Consider the following 25,121-nt stretch of genomic DNA (forward strand, 5'->3'; position numbering starts at 1 on the left):
CGCAGCGTGAGGAGGCTCAACTTCGCCCCCGCGGAAAGCGAAGTGCCTGGAACGCAGATCAACAACTCATTTATAAGCAAAACTGCTGACATATTGAATCTTCACTGAGCAGGTCTGCAGTAAAAATCACTTAAGATTTATTTTGTAATCAATAGGGTTAAAGCTGCGACTAGCAACATCAATTATTAAACCTGTTGATCGGAGTGCAAGGCACGTAGACTCCTGCGGGATTGCAGCGGCAAAGCTGAGACCCCGCAGGAGGTACGACGAGGAGGCTCAGCGCCGCCCCGCGGAAAGCGAAGTGCCTGGAACGCAGATCAACACCCCATTTATAAGCAAAACTGCGGACAGATTGAATATTCATTGAACAGTCAGCAGCAAAAAAGCACCCAGCCAATTCAGACCGGGTGCTTTTACCTATAACCCCGTGTTGCAGATAGAAAAACACCTATCACATAAAGTGATAGGCGCTCTCCAGAAGGCTACCAACCGAGGAAAAATTTTTTATTTATCTAAGCAGAAGGAAATAATTCTCTCTATTGCCATTTTAACATCAAAAAACCCTATAGACAATTTGTTTTTTCGAAGAATTGTAAAAAACTCTACCTTTTTTTATCGCCAATGACAGCCAGTAAAAACTTAGGCAAAAGTATCTGCCTTTTCCAGCGCCACGGCTCTTTCATGAGGCGGTAGAACCATTCCATGCCAAGCTTTTGGAAAGCCTCCGGCGCGCGCTGGATTTTTCCTGAAATCACATCAAACGATCCGCCCACTCCCTGGTAAACGCTTGGCGCAAGGGTGTTCATATGCTTGATGATCCAGTTTTCCTGGCGCGGGCTGCCCATTGCCACAAAGATAATATCCGGATTGGCGTGGTTGATCGTATCTACTACTTTTTGCTCGTCCTTTTCATATCCATCAAGCACTCCGGCGACCGTGAGCCCTGGATACATTTCCTTCAGCTTATCTGCTGCTTCTGCTGCAATACCCGGCTTGGCGCCATACAGGAAGATGCTTTTCCCGTTGCCTGCAGCCATTTTGCACAGATTCAGCATCATATCAATGCCGGTGACCCGCTCGCGAATCTGCCCGCCCTTCAGCCGGGAGGCAAGGATGATGCCAATACCGTCAGGAATCTGATAGGTAGCTGTATTAAGGAGGTCCTTCAGAGCAGGATCCTCCTTTGCTTTCATTACTTTTTCAGGGTTGATGGCGACAATGAAGGACTTTCTTCCTTCATCGATATCCTTCAGCAGAAGAGAAGCCAATTGCTCATAATTCTCTCCGCAGACATCCACGCCAAGAAACTGCTCTTTCATGCTTATATCACCTTTGTCTCTGCCTTCGGAAGATTCTTGGAATCGCCGAGTGCAATGACTTCAAAGCCTGCATTCTCCCATTTGCTGCGGTCCAGGCAATTCTTTGTATCGAAAATGATCTTCGTGCGCATAGTGGCAGAAACGGTTTCCGGTTCTAGCTCTTTGAATGCCGCATGATCTGTCAGGATGACAATGATATCCGCATGGTCGACCGCTTCCTGCAGGTTCTGTGTCTGGCGCGGATGCTTGTTTTCCTTGATATGCGGATCATATGCTGTGAAATCGATCTTTCTTTCTTCCAGCTGCTGAAGCACCTCGATGGATGGGCTTTCGCGCATATCGTCGATATTCGCTTTGAAAGCCAGCCCAAGGACCGCTGCGCGCCCCTGCTGGATGCCCTGCTCACGCAGGATCTCTTCTACACGGCTTGCTGTATGTTCAGGCATGCTGTCATTCGTTGACCTTGCCAGGTGGATCATTTTCGCGAGATCCGGCTGAAGCTCGACAAGGAACCATGGATCAACCGCGATGCAGTGGCCGCCGACTCCAGGGCCTGGCGTATGGATGTTGACGCGCGGGTGGTAGTTGGCAAGCTTGATCGCTTCCCAAACGTTCACATTGATTTTCTCACTGATTTTTGCCAGCTCATTCGCAAATGCGATATTGATGTCACGGTACGTATTCTCGATGACCTTTACCATCTCGGCTGTAGTTGCGTCTGTCACATGGATGGTCCCCTTAACAAACGTACGGTACAGATCTACAGTCAGGCGGCTTGATTCCTCATTGATCCCGCCGACGATGCGGTCGTTGTTGACAAGCTCCTCGAACACCTTGCCCGGGATAACCCTTTCAGGCGAGTGGGAAATGAAAAGCTCTTCGCCAAACACAAGCCCTGTTTCTTCAAGGACTGGCATCATGACGTCCTCGACTGTACGCGGAGGAACAGTCGACTCAAGGATAACCAGATTCCCTTTTTTCACGTAAGGGACAATCGATTTCGTTGCAGCGCGGACATACTCCAGATTGGCAGACTTATCTGCATTGATCGGTGATGGGACTGCGATGATGAATACATCCGCCTCTTCAGGAGATGTGGAAACAGTAAAGTTGCCGCTGTCAATCGCGTCATTCAGGCGCTCCTGGAGTCCTGTTTCTTCTATGTGCAATTCTTTATTTTTAATCATGCTGACGGCTTTCTCGTTCACATCCATTCCGTGAACCTTCAATCCATGGTTAGCAAACATAACAGATGTTGGCAAACCGATATAGCCAAGTCCGACAACACATAATTTTTTCGACATAATCAAAATCTCCTTTTCCGGGAAAAAGTAACTGTTTTAGAGCGCTTCATGAGCAGCCCCATTTATGGTCAAAATAAAACTTTCCGGGCCATTGAACGCGAACGAAGCTGCCTGCTCTCTCCGCTCAAAAGAAAAACTACCCTTTATTATAACGAAAAAGATTCCGGATGAATAGCTATATCCTATAACCTGTGCATAATCCCCTTTTTTTACTCTAAATAGATGCTATGGAATATTATTACACCATATAGTAAAATAGATTTATATTTCACGAGAGAGGATTGGGTATTTTTGAGCCGTTTTAAACATCTTACCATCATTTCAGTCTTATTCATTCTGGCGGCTGGTCTTTTATTACCGGTAGAATGGTCCGCTAAAGGGGCGCCGGTTCCCCAATTGCTGAGCACTTATCCTAAGAACGGCCAGGGAATGGTAGCGAACGATACCAGGATTGAACTGACATTCAATCAGGAAGTCAATGATATTGATAAAGACAAAGTCTTTGTTTACGTCAAGCAATACGGAGGAATGGATCCTGTGGAAATCAAGCAGATTTCTCCAGGCCCTGACAATAAGGTATTCATTACTCCTGCAGCCCAGCTGCTCGGCGGGAAGGAATACGTGGTCAGCGTTCTTCCAAATGCAGTCGTATTCAAGGACGGGCCCAGCACCTTTTCAAGGCATATTTACTTTACATTCAAAACGGACTATATGAGCTTCTATGAAGTCATGGTTTCAAACAGCTCCAAGCTGACAAACCTTCTGTCAGACTATCTGCCGAGGGACATCATTGTTTCAGCTCCCCAGCGGTATATCGAGGAAATAAATATACTCAACAAGCAAAGAGGCAAAACAGGCACAAATGCTTCACAGGCTGTTACAGGGAGTGCCACCAATATCGATGTAGTAACGAAAAGTGCTAATGTCGCAACAGTCCGCGTTGATATATACGAAGGAAGCAGACTGCTCCATAAAGTGTATGCGAAGCCGGTGAAAGCAGACAGCACAAAAGGCAAATCTGCAGAAACCAAATTATTCTCGATGGGCTTTAACAAGCTTCCGAAGCAATTCGATGCAGCCGTTTTAACATTTGATGCAGATGGAAATAGGATCGACAGCAAGATTGTACGGGCTTCTACAGATGAGAATGTATTCCAGAGCATCTCTGAGAAATACAAATACAAGACGGCCGGCAATTCCTATTCCCTGTACGAACTGCTTGAGGATAACAAGCTTTTTGATACCCTGCTGGAAGAAAATGAAATCAAGAAGCTGATGATTCAGGTGAGAAGATAATGAGGAAGAAAGTACTAGGTGCCATCATCCTGGCATTCCTAATCATAACGCAGCTTGGAGGGGGAAGTTCGGCACTTGCTGAAATCAGGTGGGAAAAGCAAATGATCAGCGATCCGAACAAATCCTGGACTGTCAGCTTCAGCCAGCCCCTTCACGCAAAGAGCGGCGGCAGCGGCAGTATTTTTATCCAGGATACGAAAACCAAAGAACAAAAGAAAAGCAATATCACAGTGTCAAAAGACGGAAAATCGATTTCCATATCTCCCCTCACCCCTTATGAGCCGGGGAGGGAGTATGTGCTGATCATCAAAAAAAATATCCGCTCCAGCAAAAACCTGAGCTTGAAGGAGCAGATCCTGATGCCTTTTGAGTTAAAGAGCAGCAGCAAGGGTAATGCGAAAAGCGCCGGCGCTTCAGCTGTAAGTTCCGGGAAATCCGAAACGGCAGCCAAGGATGGCAGCGAATCATCCAGCACATTGAAGATTACATCTTCTTCCAAAGAATATCTAAGCATCATTACCGTAAAGGCAGATGCTTCCATTAAAGAAATAAAGGTCGAAGGAAGAAAGATGCAGTATACAGGGAACAACACCTTTGAAGCTGCCCTGTCAGGAGTCGGCAAAGGCAGCGAAGTCAAGGTCACTGCCTATGACTTCAATGGCAAAGCAGCCATTAATCAAAGCTATACTGTCAAATAAACACGGAAGTTGGTCGACATGTTTAAAAAATCACTCATCAGCTTTTCCATTTTCTTTATGATCGCGATCAATCTTTGCCTCTGGCCATATCTTTTGAATGAAACCGGCCTGATTGACAGCCTTCCGTTCAAAAAGGAGTCTGTTTCCGCAAAGACGGAAAGCTCCGGCGAACATAACCAAAAAGCCGGAAGAGCTGCAGGCCAGGAAGCAGCAGAAACAGAAGCCAAAACTGACAGCGGCGGCGGTGATTCCACTGTAAAAGAGGGTTCCCCTTCTTCTTCCAGTGACTTTGAAGTTGTGGATATCAAATAAAGTCAGTCCCTCTCAGAAGGGACTGATTTTTTTAGTTTCCGCCCTCCCCTTCAGCAGGAGCGGGGCTGCTGTCCTTACCGTTATCCTCTCCCTGTCCTGCAGCTGCCTCTTCCGGCTTACTCTCAGGAGTTTCGGCCGGTGCATCGCTGCCTGCGCCTTCTTTAGGAGAATCTGCCGGCTTATCGCTTTCTGTTTTTTCCTCGCTTGCGTCCCCGGCACTTCCGTCAGACTTGCCTTCCTCTTTCTTGCCGTCCGGCTTGGTTCCCTGTTCTTTCTCTTTCTCTTTCTCTTTCTCTTTCTCTTTCTCTTCTTTCTCTTTCTTTTCTTTCTCTATCTGTTCTTTTTCTTTTTGCTCTTGTTCTTTCTTTTCTTTTGCCTTCCTTGCTTCTTCCGCTCTTGCTTCAGCTAAATTTTGCGCCGTTTCGCGGATCTGCTCTTTCAGCTGGTCAATTTTGCTTTCCAGGCTGTCTTTGCGGCCGCTGAATTTCTGGAGCATATTCTCAAGCTTTTGAAGCTTTTCTTCAGTCTCGTCATACATTTTTTCAAAATCGGCTTTGCCTTCAGACAAAGCGGTCAATGTTTCTTTCAGGCCAGACTCTGCCTCTTCCATAGGCGGAAGAATTTCCTTTTCAAAATAATCGGTCTCATAGGTACACTCCGCTACAGCCCGATCCTGTATATCCCCTATTTCCTTAAGCAGGTTCAGGACTTCGCTGTGCTTCTCATCCCCCTGCTTCTCCGCTTCGGGATAGGTTTGATTGACGAAGATATCTATTTCTGCCTGGAATTCTTCCATCTCAACCAGGGCAGACTCTGTCCGGCTGATTTTGGACAGCAGAGCATCCAGCTTATTTGTATTTCTGCTTAAGCTGCTCTCCAATCTGTTCATTCTGGATTCCAGCGCCTCCACCCTTGTTCCGCCCGAGGAGGAAAAGGAGTCTGCTTCAGAGGAATCATCAGCATCATTATCATCAAAGCTTTCCAGGCTGATTTTCAGTGCACCGCTGCCTTTCAAGGCCTTTCCTTCTTCCATCACCTGTTGAATATCTTCCATTGCCTTCTTGGAAATTTCTCCTGCCTTATCCCGGTAATCGGCCTCAATGACGCCCGGAAATATAAAGCAGGCTTCCACTCCCACTTCCTGCTCATTTGCATCGCTGTACTTTGCATATGTAGGCGATGCCAGCTGGGCACCCCCGAGAATCATGGAAGACAGCGCTGTGCTGGCCGAAAAGGCTCTAAAAAGTTTTTGCCGCTTTTCCGTCCTGGCTTTCCTGATTTTGTCTGCTCTTGGCTCCACGGATGAAATCCCTCCTTTTGAAAGAAGCATTCTTGGTTAAGTTCACTAATGTTCGTTATATAGAATTATTATACATGGTCAACCCGCATATTAAAAGCAAAAAATAATAAAATTTTTCCAGTAACTTATATAGAGAACAATTTAATTTATTCTATTACTTAAAAAAACAGTACTGGCTAAAAAAAAGAAAGCCCGCTGCGGACCTTCTACTGATTGTATATTTCTTTATAAGCGACAACTTTAAGTGCCAGAATCTCTTCTTCTGTCAGATTGCTTTCAAGCTTCTGCAGAACTTCTTCCTTTGAGACTGTACCTTCCTGGACCTGCTGCCGGATGTCCTGGAGCTCTGCTATTCCGACTTTTCTTATGAGGAGCCGTGTGGCCTGCTCCTTCGTAGTGAATGGCAGCCGGCTTTCATCCGCTGATTCCGCTTCCTCAACAAACTCCTTCAGCTCAGGATCGTTTTCGATATAAGTTTTCACTTCTTCCATGCTGCCGCTGCTTTCAAGCTCAGCCGATACAGTATCCATCACTTTTTCAGAGGCAAGATTGGTTCCCCAGTAGTATACGCCGATTCCCAGTGCTGCAAGAATCAGCAATGGGATCAGGACAAATTTCACAAATTTCATCTCCTCATCTCCTTCTCTCTAAGGATACTATACTCCCGCACCTGGCACCTAATGGCTGCTGTCTTTTAGACTCCCGTGAAATGCGGTATAATAAAGGAATATGTATTTAATCGGAATGGTGTTGTTTTTGTGAGCTTTTTTTGTGTTTTTTCACCTGGTTTTTGCCGGGTTAGAGTATAGGGGGGATTGTTATGGCGCAGATTCCTGAGCGGTATTTGGAGGGGCTGCAGTTTGCTGCGGGCGAGCTGAAGAGCCTGCTGAGGCCGGAGGACCAGGACGATCAGAAGGTGGTCCAGAAGGGCCTGCTCTTGTATCATCAGGGGCTTGTGCATCAGCTGAAGTATGAGGGTGATCAAATTTCTGCCGTAGTCCAGGATGTGACACCTGCAAAGGTGGTGCTGGACCTGGACTTCATTAACCATAGTGAATGCTCCTGCCCGCATCAAGGGTTCTGCCGGCACCGGATGGCCGCGTTTTTCTATCTGCTGTCCCAGGGGAGCAGTGTGGCCGCCTGGCTCAATGACTGGCGCCAGCCGGTCAGAGAGACGAAAACAGCTGCCCTGGAGGGACTGAAAACGGCAAGGGATCTGCTGAAGGCGAACAAACAGCAGCAGGAGCCGGATTACGATAACTGGAAATCCTCCATTGAAGAAAGCTTTGATAAAATCCTGCTGGGCCAGGGTGAGCCGAAACCCTATGTGATGGCAGAGCTGTTCCAGGTCCATCTGCGGCGGCTCAGGGCGGCAGCTCCGGTCGAGCAGGAATGGCGTCTCCTTTATATGCTGATTGCGCATATTGTCTCTTTTAAAAAGCTTACCTCCCTGAGCATGGAGCTCGGCTATTTCGAGGATACGATCAACCGCTATTACCGGCATCTCTTCCATTACATGACCGAAGAAGCCGCGGACATTACAGGAAAGCTGACGGTCCAGTCCGTCCCCTTTGCGTTTGATGAATTCATCGGGAAGCTGAAAGAGGAAACAGCAGAGCTCCTGACGAACGATTTTGAAATTGAATATGAGCGCGCCCATCTCTACCGCCTGCTTTGGACCCATCTTTTCAAAAGCAAGGAATGGCGGGAAGATGAAGTCAAGAAACTTAAGAGCCTTCTGGATGGGACGACAATGCCCCTGGTTGTGGGTGTGGCCCATCTTCATATCCTCCTGCGAGAGGATGAAGATGCGATGCGGATCATTCAGGTTCCTAACGCGGAGATGACGCCTTATCTATTGTACTGGCTCGACTATTTTACAGCGCTTAAAGAATGGAAGCGGATGGCTCCGTTCGCCGAGGTGTTTGTCTCACGGTTAAAGGAGTATCTGGGCTGGAACAATGAATATAATGCCAGCATGGATTTTTCCAGGATGGCTTTGAAGGCACTGCGCCCCTATACCGGCGAGATGCGGAGGCCTGATCTGTATGAAAAAGCTATGATCCAGACGCTGCCATACAGCTACCGGGAATATGAGGATGTTCTATTCGAACAGGAAAACTATGAAAAGTGGGCAGAGCTGCAGGCTTATATCGGCTTTGATATCAGCATGCTCCCTTCAGAGCGGATCAAAAAGATTCAGCAATCAGAGCCTGAGATTCTGCTTGGTCTTTATCATCAGTCTGTACAGGGCCATATCAACATGAAGAACCGGGATCATTATCGGGAAGCAGTACGCAAAATGAAAAAGCTGCGGACCATCTACAGGAAATTAAAGCGGCAGGATGACTGGGAGCTTTTTCTGGAAATGATTCTTGAAAAGACCAGGCGCCTGCGTGCCTTTCATGAAGAATGCAAAAGGGGTAAGCTGATCGATGCTTAAAACACGTTTTATAAAAGTGAACGTCCAACAATATGATAAAGATACTTTTTTCATTGGAGCTTCTGATGAGCACAACAGATGGATGGTGCCGAACGAGTGGCAGAACCTGCTGTTCAACAATCATAAGGAAAGCTATTTCGGGACGATGCTTGCACCGGCTGAGCTGGAGGGTGCTCCTGGCCTCCTGGTCAACGGCTGGCAGCTCGCTACACTGTTTGCGAACGAGCAGTTCAACCGCCTGATTGAATGGGACTGGGATGACACAGCTGAAATCTGCCTTGCTGCCGGACATGCGCTTGAGGAATCCATCCTTGAAAAAGAATGGCTCCCTGATTTCAAGGCATGGGAGCGGAATGAATTTCACTGGGCGCTGCCTGAAAATGTCCTTTACGAATTTGATGATTCCTTCTGGGACCGGCTGCTTGCTGAAGAAGATGGCAGGTCTGTCAAAGGCTTCGTCCAGCATTGGTTTGACCGCTCCCTGAATGATTATTTGAACCGGAATAAAGAAATGAAGGAACTGTTCGGCCGTAAAATAGACAGCCTGCAGAATGAAGATATCGCTCCAAGCCAGCTGGCTGCTTATTTTGATGAAGAAAGCTGGCAGGAATGGATCGGGCTGAAGGAAAATGATGTACCTTTTACAATTGGACTGAAGCTTGAAGAGCCTGCTGATATCGACAGTTTCTGGGACTTGTCGATTTTCCTGCGCGGCAAAAAGGATCCTGATCTGTTTGTCGATTACCGGGATGAAAGCAATTATCCGCGCGGATGGCTGAAGTATCATGAGGTCATCGAACGGGAGCAGCAGCGCTGGATTAATGTATTCCCCTGGCTGAACGGCGACCGCGGCATCTCCACCCGCCTGACAGAGGACGAAGCATGGACTTTCCTGACAGAAGCCAGCGAAACACTGCTTGCCCTTGGCGTCGAAATTCTTCTCCCATCCTGGTGGCAGGCGATGAAGAATGCGAGCATGAAGGTGAAGGCAAAGGTAAAAGGAACCTCCGGCAGCCACCGCCCTTCCTTCGTCGGCCTGCAGGCGATGCTTGATTATGACTGGCGCTTCAGCATGAACGGAGTCGAGCTGTCAGAGGATGAATTCAATAAGCTGGTTGAAGAAAAGCGCCGCCTAGTGTATATCCGCGGCCGCTGGATCAAGCTCGACCACGGCTTCATCCGCCAAATTCAGGATTTAATGAAGAAAGCGGAAAAAGAGGGGCTGCATGTCCGCGATTTGATTGAGCAGGAATTGTCCGGAGAAGAAGATTCAGAAGACGAGCTTGATAACCCGAAAGCGTTCGCCCGCATCCAAATTGAATTGAACAGGCAATGGAAGCAGATGGTGAAACAGCTGCGCGAGGTGAACAATATCCCGCTTGCTGATCCGCCGGAAGCTCTTCACGGTGAGCTGCGCCCATATCAGCAGCTCGGAATGAGCTGGCTGTTATTCCTTAGGAAATACGGCTTTGGTGCCATTCTCGCTGATGATATGGGGCTCGGAAAAACGGTCCAGCTCATTTCCTACCTTCTGAAGGTGCGCGAGCACGAGAATAATGGGGCCTCTCTCATCATCTGCCCGACATCGGTGCTCGGCAACTGGCAAAAAGAGATTGAACGCTTCGCCCCTGATTTGAAGGTGTATCTCCATTATGGGCAGAATCGCCTGAAGGGGCAGATGTTCACTGAAGAGGCTGAGAGAGCGGATATCGTCTTAACGTCTTATGGCCTCACTCATTTGGACCTGTCCGATTTCGAGAACGTCACCTGGAGCTCAATCAGCATTGATGAGGCCCAGAATATCAAAAATGCGCAGACCAAACAGTCCCGGGCGGTCCGGAAGCTGCGCGGCAAGCATCATATTGCCCTGACAGGAACGCCAATGGAAAACCGCCTCAGCGAGCTGTGGTCGATTTTTGATTTTACCAATCACGGTTATCTTGGCAGCCTCGGACAATTCCAGAAACGGTTCATCCTCCCGATCGAGAAGGAAGATGAAAAAGAAAAGGTCCAGCAGCTCCAGGCTATCATCCGCCCCTTCCTCCTGCGCCGGACAAAGAAGGACAAAGAAGTTGCCTTGAATCTGCCGGATAAGGTGGAGCAGAAGGAATATTGCCCGCTGACCGCAGAACAGGCTTCCCTTTACGAGCAGCTGGTCAAAGATACCTTTGCCGAAATTGAAAAGCTTTCAGGCTTTGAGCGCAAAGGACTGATCCTGCAGCTGCTCAGCAGGCTGAAGCAGCTTTGCAACCACCCTGCACTTTACTTGAAGGAAGAGAAGCCTTTACATCTGCTGGAACGTTCATCCAAGCTTGAAAAACTGAACGAGCTTGTCGATGCCGTCCTGGAGCAGGAGGAAAGCTGTCTTATTTTCACCCAGTACATTGAGATGGGGCATATGATCCAGAAAATCATGAAGAAGAGGCACGGAATCGATGTACCATTCCTGAACGGAAGTGTCTCCAAGAATGAACGCGACCGCATGATCACCAGGTTCCAGGATGGTGAATTCCCTGTCTTTCTGCTGTCCCTGAAGGCAGGCGGAACCGGATTGAATCTGACAGCGGCGAACCATGTTATCCACTATGACCGCTGGTGGAACCCGGCTGTTGAGAACCAGGCGACAGACCGTGCCTACCGGATCGGCCAGGAGCGGTTCGTCCACGTTCATAAACTGATCTGTACAGGAACATTGGAAGAAAAAATTGATCTGATGCTCGAGAAAAAGCAAACGCTGAACGACCAGGTCATCCAGAGCGAAAGCTGGATCACGGAGCTGTCCACCGATGATCTTCGCGACCTCGTCCATCTGGCTTAAGGTTTATAGAGTCCGCTTCTGTCTTTTGTATTCCGCAAGAGACGGCAGCGGACTTTTTTCTTTATTTTTCACCCGGCTGTCAGGCACCTTGATGGCAAAGGATACTTTATTAGGGCTGGTTTTAATCAGGAGGCTGGATAAAAGACAAGCGTGGATGCCATTATTTTCATGGATGAGATCTGGCAGTCCGCCCGGGTTCTCTTCATATTGCTGCAGCTGGATATCGGTCTGATAAGTTCCGGAATAGATGCGGTGTGAGGTGTTTTGGTCAAGGAGGATTTGGCAGAAGTGGGCTGACGGGTAGGGCTTCAGCAGCTGAAGGGCGTCAAAAAAGCCTGGTTTGAAATCAAGGTTGATTCCCTTTGCATCCTTTCTGTGGACGTAAAGCCGGTGTTCAATCCTTTTTGGTTTATTTTCCATTTTCCATTCGCACTCCCTTTGATTTGGAATAGGTTTCCATTTAATATTTCGACAGCTTTCACCTTTTTCCTTTATTCTTTTTTATATCTTTTTTTAATCTTCAGGCTGTACCTTTGTTCTCCATGCAAAAAGCCGGCACCCCAAAAGGAGTGCCGGCTCATACTTACATTTCTTCTTTTATAGGCTCTTCAACCGGCGTGCCTGGTTCATCTGGCTTTCCTGGTTTTCCTGGCTTCTCAGGCTTTTCAGGTTTTTCAGGCTTGCCTTCGTCAGGAGTTTCACCTTTGTCAGGGGCCTTCTCGCCTTTTTTCAGCTTATACAGTTCAATAGATTTCGCTGTCTTGTTGCCTGCAAGGTCAACCGCTTCGAAGACGAACAGGTTGGCTCCTTCTTTAAGCTCAAGCTCTATCCCTTCCAGGACTTTTTCAATGCTTCTCATTTCATATGGCTCTTTAAATTCATTGTAGAACAGCTCGCTTCCGTTGAAGGAAATGCGGAGCTCGTCGAAATTGTCGGTGACTTTCACATCAATCACCGGATTCGGTTTATTATGCTTGATATTCTTATTGGCCGGCAGCCCGATGATCTCTACTCCCGGTGCTGTTGCATCCACCATGACTGTCCGCTTGAAGGAAATCGTGTTATCAGCTGCGTCTGTAGCTTTTACCTCGAATGAATGGACTCCATCTTCAAAGTGAAGGGATGAAGTGAATTCGTATTGTTCTTTCTCTTCGTTGTATGTCAGCTCAACCGCTTCCCCATTGATCGTGAATTCCTTCATTTCGGATTCTTCTTTAATGGTTCCTGACACATTCAGGTCATTTGTGTTATAGACTTCAAGTGCAGCCGGTTCGTTCAAATATACATACGGAACGGTTTTGTCTGTGCTGCCTTGACCGATTCCAGCCGCTGCTTCTGCAGAGTTTCCTGCATTGTCATAGGCGACTACCTTGACTTCGGCATTTTCATCCAGCGCTTCGGGCAGTTCAAACTCTTCAGTGTCGCCGCTCAAAGGCTCATCAAGAATGGTTTCGCCATTCACAAGCACATCCAGATAAGACAATCCGGAACCGCCGTCATTATCGGCTGCTTCAATTTTTACAATCGTGTTGCCTTCCACAAGCTCTGCCTTGACGCTTGGCGCGGCAGTATCAACTTTGACAGGGATCTTGACGCTTTGCCATTCGGCCCCCTCAAAATCTACTATAGTTCTAATCTCGAAATAGTACTGTCCATCTTCTGCAACGGCATTGTTAAGATTGCCATCCCAGCCCCAGGCAGGGTTCAGCGTATAATTCGCTCCATTGCCCCGGTCGTAATAATGCTTGCGCAGATTGTTTTCTGTGCGCAGCTTCCTGAGCTGCTTTCCAGTTTCATCTGTAATAATGAATTCTGTTTTCTCCGAATTTCTCAGGAATGACAGAACAGGGATAATTTCATCCTGAATCTTGTCCCCGTTTGGAGAAATGGCAATGCTCTCTGCCTGGAATGCATCTTCTACAGGGTTATAGCCCAGGTAGTTATAGCTGTCTCCGCTTTCGGAAACGGCACCGCCCATCCCGTAGAACGAGCTTTCATCATATTTCATCCCATCCAGGATCGGCGCCTTATCCCACTCGCCTTTAAAACCTGCATAAGGGACGGTAAGCTCGGCATTCACATCATTTGCATCTTTCATTGTCACATAGCCTTCAACGAAATAGCCATTCGGGAAAACTTCATCAATTGCCACCGGTGTTTCCCAGTCGCCTGTGATGGAAGGGTCAACCACTTTTGCATTGCTTACATCAACAGATACCTGGATGGTCGCGGTGCCGTTGGCCGGAATGCTTACTGTTGTTGCCTCCTCGCCATTAACCGTTATGGAAGCATCCAGTATTTCCTGGGCTTCAAGGCCGTCTGCAGCCCATCCAAGCTCACCGTATGCAGCAAAGTCTGTCTGCAGGTTCGCAGCCACATCATACTCAGCGGTCTCGCTGCTGTAGTTCTTGGCTTTCAATGTGAATTCAAATGTATCTCCTACTTCCTTCAATGCTACCTTCGCTTCATCTGTTGAAGCATCGGTTACAATGACAGGAGACTGCAGGGCAGAATTAAGCTGCATGATCCCGGAGCCCTGGCGGCGCGGAGAGTATGGAATTTCCCAGCCGAATGACTGGTTCACTGTACCCTGGTCAATGATCGGCTTAGCTGTATTCATCAGAAGGTTCTTCGCAATATTGACGCGTTCGAAACCTTCCACTCCAAATTCATTGTCTACTCTTTCAAGGATCAGCGCTGATCCTCCGGAAACATGAGGAGCTGCCATGGAAGTTCCGCTCATCATTCCGTATTCATTGTTTTCCAGCGTAGAGTAAATCTGTCCGCCCGGCGCCGTGATTTCCGGTTTGAAATCCAGGTTCGGAGTCAAGCCCCATGAAGTGAAGGCGCTCATCCTGCCTGCCTCTGGATTGGCTGATTTTACTTTTTCTCCATTAAAGGTAAGCGTTACTTTTTCTCCGGCTGCAAGGGCAGCCTGAAGCTTGTCTCCATCAGATTTCAGCATGAACAGCTGCGGAATCTGAATGGCAGGGTCTGACTGCATGTTGACATAGCCGTCTGCATTATTGTAAATGATGACACCGACTGCACCGGCAGCCTGCGCATTCAGCGCTTTCTCAGTGAAAGCGAGCTCGCCGCGCTTAATGAGGGCAAATTTACCTTCTACATTGCCGAGTTCCTCCGGCTTTCCAAGCCCCCCATAGGCGGCTTCAAAGGTTTTTGTTTCCATGCTGTTCGGGTGAATATTTCCGGCAGACAGGAATGCTGCCTTGCCGCTTTCAGCTCCAAACTGGTAATTCACTGCATCCAGGTCCATATAAGAGTTCTCGACTGATGCTACCTGGAGGGAGTCATAGGAGACCCCCGGTGATCCGGATACGCCGACATCAGGGTTCGATGCCCAAGGATTAGCAAATCCATTCCCGAAGTGAGCGGAATTCCCCGCTGAGATGGACATAAGGATTCCGTTGTTGACTGCCCTTTCGACCGCTTTTTGCTCCTGGTCTTCTGGCGAGACGAAGCCGGCAGTGGAGCCCAGGCTCATGTTCAGGACATCTGCGCCCAATACGATGGCATCATCAATTGCTTTTACATAAATATCACTGTATGTGCTTGGCATATTCGGATCATTTCCGAATACCTTCAGAGCAAGGATCTGCGCTTCCGGAGCTACCCCTTTGATCCCGCCGTTTTCTTCATCGCCATTCGCGCCGACTGTGCCGGATACATGCATCCCGTGCATGGAGGCACCTGGGCCGATATCTCCGATCGTGTCGTTTTCATCCATATAGTTGTAACCGTACGGCACCTTTTCGGTATAGTACTTTCCTTTAAGGGTATTATTCTTCACAAATTTATTGACTTTGGACTTTGTCAATTCTTCATTTGTATCAGAGGAAAGCACCATGTCGCGGTGATTAGGGTCCATCCCTGTATCAATGACACCGACAATCATGCCTTCTCCTTTGAATCCGTACTCCCTCCAGGCTTCCTGCGCCTGGACAAGCTCCTTGCTGTATACCATATCCGGCTTTTCTTCCGGACGTGTATATTCATTGACTACCTGTACATCGGAGACCTCGGACAGTTCTTCAACCTTTTCAATGTCCCCATACATCATTTCGGCACTGAAGCCGTTGACCACCGTTGTAAAGCTTTCATGCTCAATAAGCTTTACGCGGTTTTGCTTTGCTTTATTCTTGACCGCCTGCTGCTCAGACAGCTTTTCATTCTTCAGCTGGGCTTTTGTCGCATCAGGAAGCTCTTTATAGCGCTTGTTCTGCTTTTGAGCATACAAGATTGCAGGCTCTGTTTTCATTTCTACGATAACACGCACAATATCAGTGCTTTTATATTGCTTGTCCAATTCAGCCTTTTTGAGCTGCTGGATTGTCTTTTGGTTTTCCTGCCCCCTTGTGCTCTTTGTTTTTTCAGGCACAGCGGCTGCAGAAACCGAGCTTGAAAACATCAAGAAAAATAAGGACAGTATAGCCAATAGCCTTTTGGTCGATTTCATGCTTTTCCCCCTTAAGCAGTAAATTCTGAATTTTTATAATACTACATAAAGTTACCATATCAGGAAAAAGGATATTAAGGGGAAATAGTCATGAATGTGTTCGCATTATGCTAGTCCATTAGCCTTATTTATTCGAGCCTCGAAACATTTCTCGACAGCACCTTACCCAGGAAAAAGAAAAAACCGGCAGGGATTGCCGGAAAATGGAGGAATGGCGGGGTTTCATTGATTTTTTCTACTGAGGCGTGTTCTTGCGGGGGGTGAGAATTGGTTAATGGATACGGCGGATTTTTTGATAAGGAAGATTCTCCTGCGGAATGCTGCGGAGGATGTATTCGAGCTGCTCTATCCTTTTTTCCAGCTGGCCTGCCCGTTCATTGGACCGTCCTGCCATTTTGATCAGCATCTCTATGAGTGCTTCTGCGCTTTGGTCCTTGCTCATACCTTTGCCGCCTCCCTTTGGCTGCCGCTGCTCACGCGTTTCGGCTCAAGGAAACGGACCGATTCGGCCACCACCTCTGTTATATACACTTTTTTTCCTTCCTGATTTTCATAGCTCCTTGTCTGGATCCGGCCGGTCATGCCGACAAGGGAGCCTTTTTGGCAATATTGGGCGGTATTTTCAGCTGTCTTTTCCCACAGCGTGCATTGGACAAAGTCAGCTTCTATTTCGCCTTTTTGGTTCTTGAATTGCCGGTTGACCGCTACTGTGACATTCACAACTGATATTCCGCCAGCGGTAATCTTCAGTTCCGGATCCTTCGTCAGCCTTCCTACCAGAATGACTTGGTTGATCATTTCTCATCTCCTTTCTTGTGATAGCTTTATCTTACAGGCTATTGCCGGAATGGCAAAAAGGCAGAAATCTGTTTTTGAGCGGTATTTCCGCCTGTGAATGAGAGGTTCCTGACTGTAAAATCGTTTTTTCCAGGATAACTCTATCCGTAAAATAGAAATTCGGAAGTCTATGCTGTTATTTTTCGACATGGAAAAATTCGCTTTCAAGGGGGGCTATGCTATAATTTTAACCAAGAATCTATTATAGGAAAGGAGGCAGTGATGATGAAGACATTTAAATTGGTCTCCCTGCAGATTGTGGAGGACGATGGCTTGAAGGATATCTTTCTTGATGACGGCCTTATCATCAACAAAGAGGACGACCTGAGCAACTGGCTGATAGAGGCGTATACCAGCAAATCATTTCTCGAATATTTCACTGCGGCAAAGGAATCGAAAAAGGTGATGACAGTACAGGCTGTCATTACAAAGAAAGAGAATGATCCGGCTCCCTTGGTTATCACTGTTTCTTCCGTCAAAGAATTGGAAAACCATATCAGTGTCCTGCTGGAAGGAAGCTTGATGAGAACGAAAAGTGATTATGCCGAGCGGCTGCTTAACAGCCTGATGCAGGAAGGATACACCGGGGAAGACCTGCTTTCGGAGTTCAAGAACAGGATGCAAAGCAAGCCAAGCCTGGCAGCCGCCAAAAAGTAACACAAAAAGCTCCCGGATCAGGGAGCTTCGTTTATTTATGAATAGGGCCTGCCGCCCTAGTGTACAATAAGGGCATTCTGGAGACTATGTCTTTCTCCGGCTAACTTGCGTTTAAGCTGCTGTACGAGGAACTCAATATCCTGTTTTCGATAGTCAAGATGAGGTAGATCTGCTTCAAAGGCCTGGTAGTATAGAATCGAAGCATATTTCAGTTCTTTTTCATCCGCAGGGCTCAGCTGTTCCTCTTTTTTTTTAGTTCCTTTTTCATCCAGTCGATCAGATACTTCGCTTCAGATTTGCAGGAGAAATCGACTTCCTCTCCCAGGTCTTTCTGGAGGCTTTCTATTTCTTCAATCTGTTCGGCGGTTGGTTCTTCCGAAAGGATTTTATCGATTGTTTCATTCATTTTTGCAGCAAGATCTTCATGGAAAGACGGATCTGCTTTTACACCGCTGTCCAGCTTATCATACCAAGAAGAATGTTTTGTTATATATTCACGCCAATCGCTGGCGAAATCCTGAAGATTAAAACTTTTCTCGTCCCACTGGATTTTTGCCATATATTGTTCAAAAGATGTCGTTATCGATCTGCTTATGCTAATCTTCACACCTGGTGATAAATCTTTATACATAATTAATAAAGTACCCCCCAGCAATTTCTAAACCCTAAACTCAATCATAACATTAATAATAGCATAATTAGACGTATTTTTACAAAAAAATATCATTTATGCAAACCTGGTTACGATTAAGACATCTTCCATTATATGTTTTCTGCGTGAAAAAAAGAGCAGGAATCACCCTGCCCTTTTCACTCATTATTTATCCTTATTGTCATCATCCTGCATGTCAAGATCGTCTTCGACCGCATCTTCACCAGGATCATTATTATCTTCCATCATGTCTTTATCTTCGTCTGTGTTGGTGTCGCCGTTTTCGCCATTGTCGTCAATAACGCCATTATCGTTTTCGTTGATATTGCCATTATCTTCGTTGTTGCCGTTCATGTCGCCGTTATCTCCGTTCATGTCGCCTTCTTCAACTGGCGGTGTGTTGTCGTCTTCCGGAGGAGGCTCCTGGTCATTGTTGCAGCCTGCCAATACCATTGCTGAAAGCACCGATCCGCCAATTAATGTTAAAAGCCTTTTCTTCATAAGTAAAAAGCTCCCTTCTGGTTGTTTATATTGACCTTGGTCTTTTCATATGATGTCCAAAAAAAGAAACAACTTGCATATAAAAAATTATTTTAGGGGGATTTTTATATGCAAGTTGTCACCTGCTGGCCAGGATATTATATACATACACGTATATGGGACAAGCTAAACGTGCTAGTTTGTTTTTTCGGCATAAAAAAAAAGAATGCCCGGCAGTCCGGACATTCTCCATCATTTACTCCTGCTTGTCTCCAAGAGCAAACGTCAGCTCCGCTTCACAGACAAGCTCCCCATCTACTGTTGCGGTGCCTTTTCCTTTCCCGATGGCACCTCTTACACGCGTCATTTCCACTTCAAGGCGAAGCTGGTCGCCCGGCTTTACCTGTCTTTTAAACCGGCAGTTGTCTATGCCTGCAAAAAAGGCGAGGCGCCCGCGATTTTCTTCTTTTTTGAGCATGGCAACGGCACCGACCTGCGCCAAGGCTTCAACAATCAGTACCCCAGGCATAACCGGATAGTCCGGGAAATGCCCATTGAAGAATTCCTCATTCGCCGTCACATTTTTAATTCCAATTGCCCGCTGCGCCTCTTCAACCTCAAGGATGCGGTCCACGAGCAGGAAAGGATAGCGGTGGGGGATAATTTCTTTGATTTGCTCTATATCCAACATATTTTAGTACCTCCTGCTAATAATAGGTATCATATATCTTTATTGTACTGTAAATGAACAGAAAAAAGGAAGGGCAAACTCCCTTCCCGGCCAAAATTATTCTTTTATCACTAAATCCTTGATATGCATCCAGGTGGATTTTTCAAAGACCTCGGATGGTTTCCCGCCGCCCATCACACTATATCCCACGATTGTCCCAAGGATAAGGCTTCCGGCAATTAAAATCAGCACAATAATGATCCGAAGCCAGATCGGGACAAGGCGAATACGGATGATCCGCTTGCCTGCGGCTTTTTCTTCCAATCTTTGCTTTTTCTTTTGCTCACGCATGCTGGCCGCTTTCTGGTTATCCTTCTCTAGCATTGATTTTAATCCCCTTTACCTGATTCCGTTCACGAGCCCCATCATCTGGTCTGCCATTGAAATAGCCCGCGACTGGAACTGATAGGCCCGCTGTGTACTGATCAGATCGGTCATTTCTTTTTGCATATCCACATTCGACTGCTCAAGAGCCCTCTGCTGGACAGCTGCCTGCCCTCTTAGGGCGCCTGAAAGATCTGTCATCACTTCATTGCCCGCTGCTCCTGCGGCAAGGGCAAACAGATTGCCCCCCTGCTGTTCAAGAAACTGCGGTTTATTGACCTGGACAATTCCAAGGCTGAAAGTCTGTTCATTGCCATTCCCATCCATGGCGGCAAGGATGCCATTCTCAGTGATCCGGAACTCCCCTGACTGGCTATTGATGTAAATCGGGTTGTCGTTTTCGTCCAGGACCGCATGGCCTGCACCTGTCACAAGCATGCTTTCTGTTTCAGAAACCGGTGTCAGATAAAAAGCGCCATCTCTCGTGTATTGAACGGCTGTCCCTGCTTCTGTCCGGACAAGAACCTTATACAGCTGGTTTTCCTTTGTAAATGCTGTATCCAGCTGGCGGCCTGTTTCCTTGATGCTGCCCTGATTCATAACAGCCTGGGACTGGGCCAGCATCGCTCCTGTCCCCATCCGGAGCCCATCAGGGGTGAGCCTGTTTTCATCAGGCGAATTTGGCTGGTTCGCAAATTGCTGGACCATCAGATCCGAAAAGCTCGCTTCTCTGCGTTTATAGCCGACTGTATCTATATTGGCCATGTTATGGCTTGTGATATCCATTTGTTTTTGAAGCTGTGCCATTGTATTGGCCGCTGTGATCATAATTCTGCTCATCGAACTCCCCCTTTTAGGGATTTAAAGTTTTTTGCGGCCATCATCCGACCCTGCCGATTTCGTTTGCTGCTTTTTCCATGCTTTTATCATATGCCTGAAGCACTTTTTGATTGGCTTCAAAAGATCTGTATGCGGTCAGCATGTCTGTCATTGTCCTGCTGGAGTCTACATTTGAACCTTCCAGGAAGCCCTGCTTCAGCTGGAAGCCGGCATCCGGGTTGCCTGCTGCATTTTCAAGAGGATTTCCATCATCAGTGCGGTAAAGCCCGCCCCCCTCTTTGATCAGCCTTTGCGGATCCGCGGCAAAAGCAATGCCGATGACGGCAGTTTCCCCGTTGGCGCCAGTAATCCGGCCAGCCTCATCTACCGTGAACTGATCGCTTGCCAGCTGGATTCTGTTATCTCCATCATCCAAAATATACTGGCCTGACGATGTTGTAAGGAAGCCTTCCCCATCCAGAGTAAAATCGCCATTACGGGTATATCTTGCCTGCCCGTCAGCACCTTCTACTTTAAAGAAAGCCGAACCCGCTATGCCGGCTTCATTAACCGGCATAGCCAGATCAACAAGTGCAAGATCCGTTTTTTGATTCGTTTCCCTGATATCTCCCTGCAGGAAGTTTGCCATTGCTTCCTGCATATACACACCTGTATTGATCGGCCCGATCGGCTGACTGACAGGGACTTTATAGCCTTTCTCAACCGGCAGGCTCAATTGGCCCGCACTTTGGAGAAGCATTTCCGGAAATGCCCTCATGGAAGCCTGATCTGCTTTGTACCCAGGCGTATTGGCATTTGCCATATTATTCGTCAGCATCTCCGTCTTCCGCTGCTGGGAAAGCATTCCGGATGCCACAGTATAAAAACCTCTGAACATGTTCCACCTCTATATATTGCCCGGTTTGCACCAGGCATCATTTTCACCATCAAAAGGGACAGATAATTATAATACGTTACTCTCTATTATAAAAAAAATCTGCCGAAGAAACAGCAGATTTTTGCAAAAAAGTGTCAATATATGAAAAAAACAGCGGATTTCGCGGGTTTGTGGTCACTTTTTGGAGGGTGGAGTGGGGTGGTGCCTTGTGGAAGTTGGATTATTTTGGTGATGCTGGGGGATTGGTTTGATGTAATTGTAAATATATGGGATACGGAATGAGTAAGGCTGAAACTGCAATGATTAATATTGGATCTGGAATGATTATTGCCGAAACTGGCATGATCTCTTCAAAATTTCAAAAAAGCGCCTCACCGATGAAATGCACATCCTCCATTCTAATAACATCTCCTCGAAGTTACCTAAATTTATGTCCATTCCCTCAAAGAACACAGCAAATCAGAGTCAAAACCTCCCCAAACTCCGGCCCAACCACAGAAAAAAGCGCACGGACCCCCGCACGCTTTATCAATTAACCCAGTCTTCTTTTAGGCAATCTATCAATATTGTCCAGCATGATGCCGGTTCCGACCGCTACACAGTCCATAGGGTTTTCAGCCACAAGGACCGGCACTTTGAGCTCTTCGGCCAGCAGCATGTCGATGCCATGCAGAAGGGCTCCGCCCCCTGTAAGAATGACGCCCCGGTCAATGATGTCGGCAGAAAGCTCTGGCGGCGTCCTTTCCAGTACTGTTTTGGCAGCCTGGACAATGACAGCTACGGATTCGCGGAGCGCCTGCTCGATTTCCCCAGAACGGACTGTAATTGTCCTTGGAAGCCCTGAGACCATATCCCGGCCGCGAATGTCGATTTCTTCATCCCGGGAATCCGGGAATACCGTGGCAATATTAATTTTGATGTTTTCAGCTGTTCTTTCCCCAATTAACAGCTTATATTCACGCTTGATGTAGTTGAGGATTTCGGCATCAAATTTGTCACCGGCCATCTTGATTGAAGAAGATGTAACGATATCTCCCATTGAAAGGACAGCTACATCTGTAGTTCCTCCGCCGATATCTACAACCATGTTCCCGCTCGGCTGGAAGATATCCATGCCGGCGCCAATTGCAGCCACCTTCGGCTCTTCCTCAAGGTATACTTTCTTGCCGCCGCTTTTTTCTGCAGCTTCCTTGATCGCTTTCTGTTCGACGCTGGTAATATTGGTCGGGCAGCATATCAGGATACGCGGCTTGGATAAGAATCCTTTTACATTCAATTTGTTGATGAAATGCTTCAGCATGGCTTCTGTCACATCGAAGTCGGCAATGACGCCGTCCTTCAGCGGGCGGATGGCCACAATATTGCCGGGCGTGCGCCCTACCATGCGGCGGGCTTCTTCACCTACAGCCAGCACTTTATTGCTATTTCTGTCAATTGCCACCACAGATGGCTCATTCAATACAATTCCCCGGCCTTTTACATGAATCAATACATTGGCAGTACCCAGATCAATTCCAATATCTCTTGCAAACATTTTACTTTTTTTCCTCCCTGCACTTAGCCAGCACGGGCTTCCGGCTTCTGAATGAAGTCATTCGCCGGCAGAAAAGCGCCGATCGATTTTTTCCTGCTGGCCAGTTGCCGCTGCTTCAATTTTTTTATGAACCCCCTGTGCCTTCCCTGCTGTCAGACGGAAGCTGCCGATGCAGGCACGGCCAGGCGGCGTTTATACCAGAGCTTTCAGCCGCTGCAAATCTTTTCATCAAAAGGAAGCCTTTCCATTAAAAGATTAGGCTGGCTTACAAAGCTGTAAATGTTTTTTCCAAGTTCTATCCTAATTGTTTATTTTATCACAATCAAACCTTAACTAGAAACATTTTGTAAAAATTTTGTAGCAATCCCGCAAAATTTGTCGTTTAAAATATGCTTTAAAGCAGAAAAAAGCACAAATCCTGTCGGCTGCGCTTTCTTCCTCTCTCATATTCAGTTTCACAGCCTACTGAACAGGCTCGCCTTCCAGTTCCTCTTTTTTGTATTTCATTTTCGTGGCTTCTCCCCCGCGCAGGTGGCGGATCGATTTATGGTAATCAAGTATTTCCTTTACTTCGTTTGCAAGATCAGGATTGATTTCAGGAAGTCTTTCTGTCAGATCTTTATGGACTGTACTTTTGGATACGCCAAACTCCTTCGCAATCACGCGAACTGTTTTCTTCGTCTCCACGATATACTTTCCAATCTTGATAGTTCTCTCTTTGATGTAATCGTGCACACCACTCGCCCTCCCTAAATTGGATGTGAGGAGTGTGAAATGAGACCCGTTTCGCTTTTTCGAAATTCTCCATTCCGCACATTCTGATACAACAGCTGGTAGAATCGGCTTTTTTTGCGGCAGAAAGCTGTGCTCTCTAATACTGCAGGGAATAAACATGTCCTTTGGGCCTGCTCTTTGTTGGTGTCAAAACGACTCTGCACCTCATACTCTCTCTTTTGTGTAAGGTTTGTAACATTTTATTAGCTTGGTTGAGATTATATGCACGATTACGGCAATAAGGACAAGGCACATATAAATTATTTGAAAAATCGGACATCAGATTCTCTTTTTCCAGTATCCTCTGGAGATACAATCCAGTTCCTCCTGCCTTTGTCCTCAGAGGTGTAAAGGACGAAATAACCCTTTTCCGACAGATCCCGACATTTTCCTGGGTGTTTATGCCCTATGTGAATTCTCTATCTTTTTCCCATCTGCTCCTTTTAATAGGAAAATCTTTAATCGTTTTGTTCTATATTTTCAGAGATATTATGCTCAAAACTGGGCACAAATCCTCCTATTCAGCAAAAATAGTAGTTCTTCCAGCAGGATATCCGCCGTTTTTTTTCATGAGTTTATCCCTATTGCCGGAGGGTATTGATTAACATAAAATGAATTCTGGCTCAGCGTTCATAATTTTGGTTACACATCCAAATTTATCCAAATATATAAAAAGGCGGGTTATTCAATGGAACATATTATTACGATGACGAGAAAGGAACGTATAGAAGCAAGCAGGAAAAAAGACAAGTATAAAGGCAAAAAGAAAGCGGCTGCCATTTCCCTGTCAGCGGCAATCACTTTATCCTCTTTTATGGCGGCTGGCACCGGGCATGCAGAGGCTGAAGAACAAACGGTGTACAGCGTGAAAAAAGGCGATTCTCTTTATAAAATATCAAAATCCTATGACGTTTCTGTTTCCGATCTGAAAACAGCAAATAATCTTACTGGCAATCTTATCTTTCCAGGACAGGAATTGAAGATACCTGAAGCAGACAGGACGGCAGTGACACCGGCACCTGATCAGGAGACACCTGCAGACATCTCCGTCTACACAGTACAGGCAGGGGACAGCCTCTGGGAGCTGTCGCAGCGTTTCCATACTCCGATAGAGACGATCAAAAGGCTGAATGGGCTGAACAGCAATTTCCTCTTGATCGGCCAGAAACTGATCATCCATGAGGAGACTCCTTATGTGGATGCACAAGTGGTTGGAGCAGCAGATAACTTCACGGTGGAATTCAAAACAGAGGATGGATATGTTGCTTTAAAAGTGGCATATGGAACCGCCCAGAACTATCAGAAGCTCTCAGGACAAAATGTATCTATATCATATAAAGACGGTGCTCTTGTTTCTATGAAAAAATAATATTTCCCGAGAAATTTGTCGATAGCCGCAAAAAAAAAGCCGTACAGCTTCTCTTCCAAAAGAGAGCCGCACAGCCTTAT

23 protein-coding genes are annotated in these 25,121 nt (G+C 46.9%); 7 read left to right on the top strand and 16 right to left on the bottom strand.

Annotated elements, in window-relative coordinates:
* Positions 1–602: 602 nt before the first annotated feature.
* Positions 603–1,319, bottom strand: coding sequence for a WecB/TagA/CpsF family glycosyltransferase (locus ACQCVH_RS06745; protein ID WP_426834998.1), 717 nt, complete (start codon positions 1,317–1,319; stop codon positions 603–605).
* Between the two features lie 2 nt (positions 1,320–1,321).
* Positions 1,322–2,623 carry a nucleotide sugar dehydrogenase gene (locus ACQCVH_RS06750; protein WP_426834999.1) on the bottom strand — a complete coding sequence of 434 codons (1,302 nt, stop codon included), beginning with the start codon at positions 2,621–2,623 and terminating at the stop codon, positions 1,322–1,324.
* Positions 2,624–2,914: 291 nt separating this feature from the next.
* On the opposite strand from ACQCVH_RS06750, the gene ACQCVH_RS06755 reads away from it, so the two are divergent.
* The 3 genes from ACQCVH_RS06755 to ACQCVH_RS06765 are packed head-to-tail and all read left to right on the top strand — an operon-like array spanning position 2,915 to position 4,929.
* Positions 2,915–3,919, top strand: a complete 1,005-nt coding sequence (locus ACQCVH_RS06755) for an Ig-like domain-containing domain (protein WP_426835000.1) — start codon at positions 2,915–2,917, stop codon at positions 3,917–3,919.
* Positions 3,919–4,617 (top strand): Ig-like domain-containing protein, encoded by a 699-nt coding sequence (locus ACQCVH_RS06760; RefSeq protein ID WP_426835001.1) that lies wholly within the window; start codon positions 3,919–3,921, stop codon positions 4,615–4,617. The genes ACQCVH_RS06755 and ACQCVH_RS06760 overlap by 1 nt, the downstream gene beginning before the upstream one ends.
* A gap of 18 nt (positions 4,618–4,635) precedes the next feature.
* Positions 4,636–4,929 carry a hypothetical protein gene (locus tag ACQCVH_RS06765; protein ID WP_426835002.1) on the top strand — a complete coding sequence of 98 codons (294 nt, stop codon included), beginning with the start codon at positions 4,636–4,638 and terminating at the stop codon, positions 4,927–4,929.
* A 31-nt stretch (positions 4,930–4,960) separates the two neighbouring features.
* Here ACQCVH_RS06765 and ACQCVH_RS06770 read toward each other — a convergent pair whose 3' ends face one another.
* Together ACQCVH_RS06770 and ACQCVH_RS06775 are read right to left on the bottom strand one after the other, a co-directional pair.
* Complete coding sequence (locus ACQCVH_RS06770; protein ID WP_426835003.1) at positions 4,961–6,229, bottom strand: hypothetical protein; 1,269 nt, start codon at positions 6,227–6,229, stop codon at positions 4,961–4,963.
* Between the two features lie 206 nt (positions 6,230–6,435).
* Positions 6,436–6,858, bottom strand: a complete 423-nt coding sequence (locus tag ACQCVH_RS06775) for a hypothetical protein (protein WP_426835004.1) — start codon at positions 6,856–6,858, stop codon at positions 6,436–6,438.
* A 191-nt stretch (positions 6,859–7,049) separates the two neighbouring features.
* On the opposite strand from ACQCVH_RS06775, the gene ACQCVH_RS06780 reads away from it, so the two are divergent.
* Both ACQCVH_RS06780 and ACQCVH_RS06785 read left to right on the top strand, forming a co-directional pair.
* Entirely contained in the window at positions 7,050–8,672 is a 1,623-nt protein-coding gene (locus tag ACQCVH_RS06780) for an SWIM zinc finger family protein (RefSeq protein WP_426835005.1), read from the top strand.
* On the top strand, positions 8,665–11,490 hold the full coding sequence (locus tag ACQCVH_RS06785) for a DEAD/DEAH box helicase (protein ID WP_426835006.1): 2,826 nt from the start codon (positions 8,665–8,667) through the stop codon (positions 11,488–11,490). The genes ACQCVH_RS06780 and ACQCVH_RS06785 overlap by 8 nt, the downstream gene beginning before the upstream one ends.
* 3 nt (positions 11,491–11,493) lie before the next feature.
* Here the strand turns inward: ACQCVH_RS06785 and ACQCVH_RS06790 are convergent, their stop codons facing one another.
* The 4 genes from ACQCVH_RS06790 to ssb form a co-directional block, all read right to left on the bottom strand.
* On the bottom strand, positions 11,494–11,910 hold the full coding sequence (locus ACQCVH_RS06790; protein ID WP_426835007.1) for a hypothetical protein: 417 nt from the start codon (positions 11,908–11,910) through the stop codon (positions 11,494–11,496).
* A gap of 163 nt (positions 11,911–12,073) precedes the next feature.
* A complete protein-coding gene (locus tag ACQCVH_RS06795; protein WP_426835008.1) occupies positions 12,074–15,967 on the bottom strand; it encodes a S8 family serine peptidase in 3,894 nt (1,297 codons plus the stop codon).
* A gap of 271 nt (positions 15,968–16,238) precedes the next feature.
* The gene (locus ACQCVH_RS06800; protein ID WP_426835009.1) at positions 16,239–16,409 is read right to left on the bottom strand and encodes a hypothetical protein; all 171 of its coding nucleotides are present in this window, start codon (positions 16,407–16,409) and stop codon (positions 16,239–16,241) included.
* Positions 16,406–16,765 carry a single-stranded DNA-binding protein gene (ssb, locus tag ACQCVH_RS06805; protein WP_426835010.1) on the bottom strand — a complete coding sequence of 120 codons (360 nt, stop codon included), beginning with the start codon at positions 16,763–16,765 and terminating at the stop codon, positions 16,406–16,408. The genes ACQCVH_RS06800 and ssb overlap by 4 nt, the downstream gene beginning before the upstream one ends.
* Positions 16,766–17,026: 261 nt before the next feature.
* Between ssb and ACQCVH_RS06810 the strand changes: the two genes are divergently transcribed.
* Positions 17,027–17,461 (top strand): YwpF-like family protein, encoded by a 435-nt coding sequence (locus ACQCVH_RS06810; RefSeq protein WP_426835011.1) that lies wholly within the window; start codon positions 17,027–17,029, stop codon positions 17,459–17,461.
* A gap of 232 nt (positions 17,462–17,693) precedes the next feature.
* Here ACQCVH_RS06810 and ACQCVH_RS06815 read toward each other — a convergent pair whose 3' ends face one another.
* The 8 genes from ACQCVH_RS06815 to spoIIID form a co-directional block, all read right to left on the bottom strand.
* Positions 17,694–18,092: a hypothetical protein gene (locus ACQCVH_RS06815; RefSeq protein WP_426835012.1), complete on the bottom strand. Its 399-nt coding sequence runs from the start codon at positions 18,090–18,092 to the stop codon at positions 17,694–17,696.
* A 186-nt stretch (positions 18,093–18,278) separates the two neighbouring features.
* Positions 18,279–18,614 carry a hypothetical protein gene (locus ACQCVH_RS06820; RefSeq protein ID WP_426835013.1) on the bottom strand — a complete coding sequence of 112 codons (336 nt, stop codon included), beginning with the start codon at positions 18,612–18,614 and terminating at the stop codon, positions 18,279–18,281.
* A gap of 235 nt (positions 18,615–18,849) precedes the next feature.
* Complete coding sequence (gene fabZ / locus ACQCVH_RS06825) at positions 18,850–19,284, bottom strand: 3-hydroxyacyl-ACP dehydratase FabZ (protein WP_224902168.1); 435 nt, start codon at positions 19,282–19,284, stop codon at positions 18,850–18,852.
* 96 nt (positions 19,285–19,380) lie between these two features.
* On the bottom strand, positions 19,381–19,647 hold the full coding sequence (locus ACQCVH_RS06830; RefSeq protein ID WP_426835014.1) for a DNA-directed RNA polymerase subunit beta: 267 nt from the start codon (positions 19,645–19,647) through the stop codon (positions 19,381–19,383).
* Positions 19,648–19,662: 15 nt separating this feature from the next.
* The gene (locus ACQCVH_RS06835; RefSeq protein WP_426835015.1) at positions 19,663–20,487 is read right to left on the bottom strand and encodes a flagellar hook-basal body protein; all 825 of its coding nucleotides are present in this window, start codon (positions 20,485–20,487) and stop codon (positions 19,663–19,665) included.
* 40 nt (positions 20,488–20,527) lie between these two features.
* Positions 20,528–21,364 (bottom strand): flagellar hook-basal body protein, encoded by an 837-nt coding sequence (locus tag ACQCVH_RS06840; protein WP_426835016.1) that lies wholly within the window; start codon positions 21,362–21,364, stop codon positions 20,528–20,530.
* 532 nt (positions 21,365–21,896) lie between these two features.
* Positions 21,897–22,898 (bottom strand): rod shape-determining protein, encoded by a 1,002-nt coding sequence (gene mreB / locus ACQCVH_RS06845; protein WP_426835017.1) that lies wholly within the window; start codon positions 22,896–22,898, stop codon positions 21,897–21,899.
* Between the two features lie 462 nt (positions 22,899–23,360).
* The gene (gene spoIIID, locus ACQCVH_RS06850) at positions 23,361–23,633 is read right to left on the bottom strand and encodes a sporulation transcriptional regulator SpoIIID (protein ID WP_009792667.1); all 273 of its coding nucleotides are present in this window, start codon (positions 23,631–23,633) and stop codon (positions 23,361–23,363) included.
* A 727-nt stretch (positions 23,634–24,360) separates the two neighbouring features.
* On the opposite strand from spoIIID, the gene ACQCVH_RS06855 reads away from it, so the two are divergent.
* The gene (locus ACQCVH_RS06855) at positions 24,361–25,041 is read left to right on the top strand and encodes a LysM peptidoglycan-binding domain-containing protein (protein ID WP_426835018.1); all 681 of its coding nucleotides are present in this window, start codon (positions 24,361–24,363) and stop codon (positions 25,039–25,041) included.
* Positions 25,042–25,121 lie beyond the last annotated feature (80 nt).

The sequence above is a fragment of the Bacillus infantis genome, assembly GCF_050107595.1.
GTDB lineage: Bacteria > Bacillota > Bacilli > Bacillales > Cytobacillaceae > Bacillus_AB > Bacillus_AB infantis_C.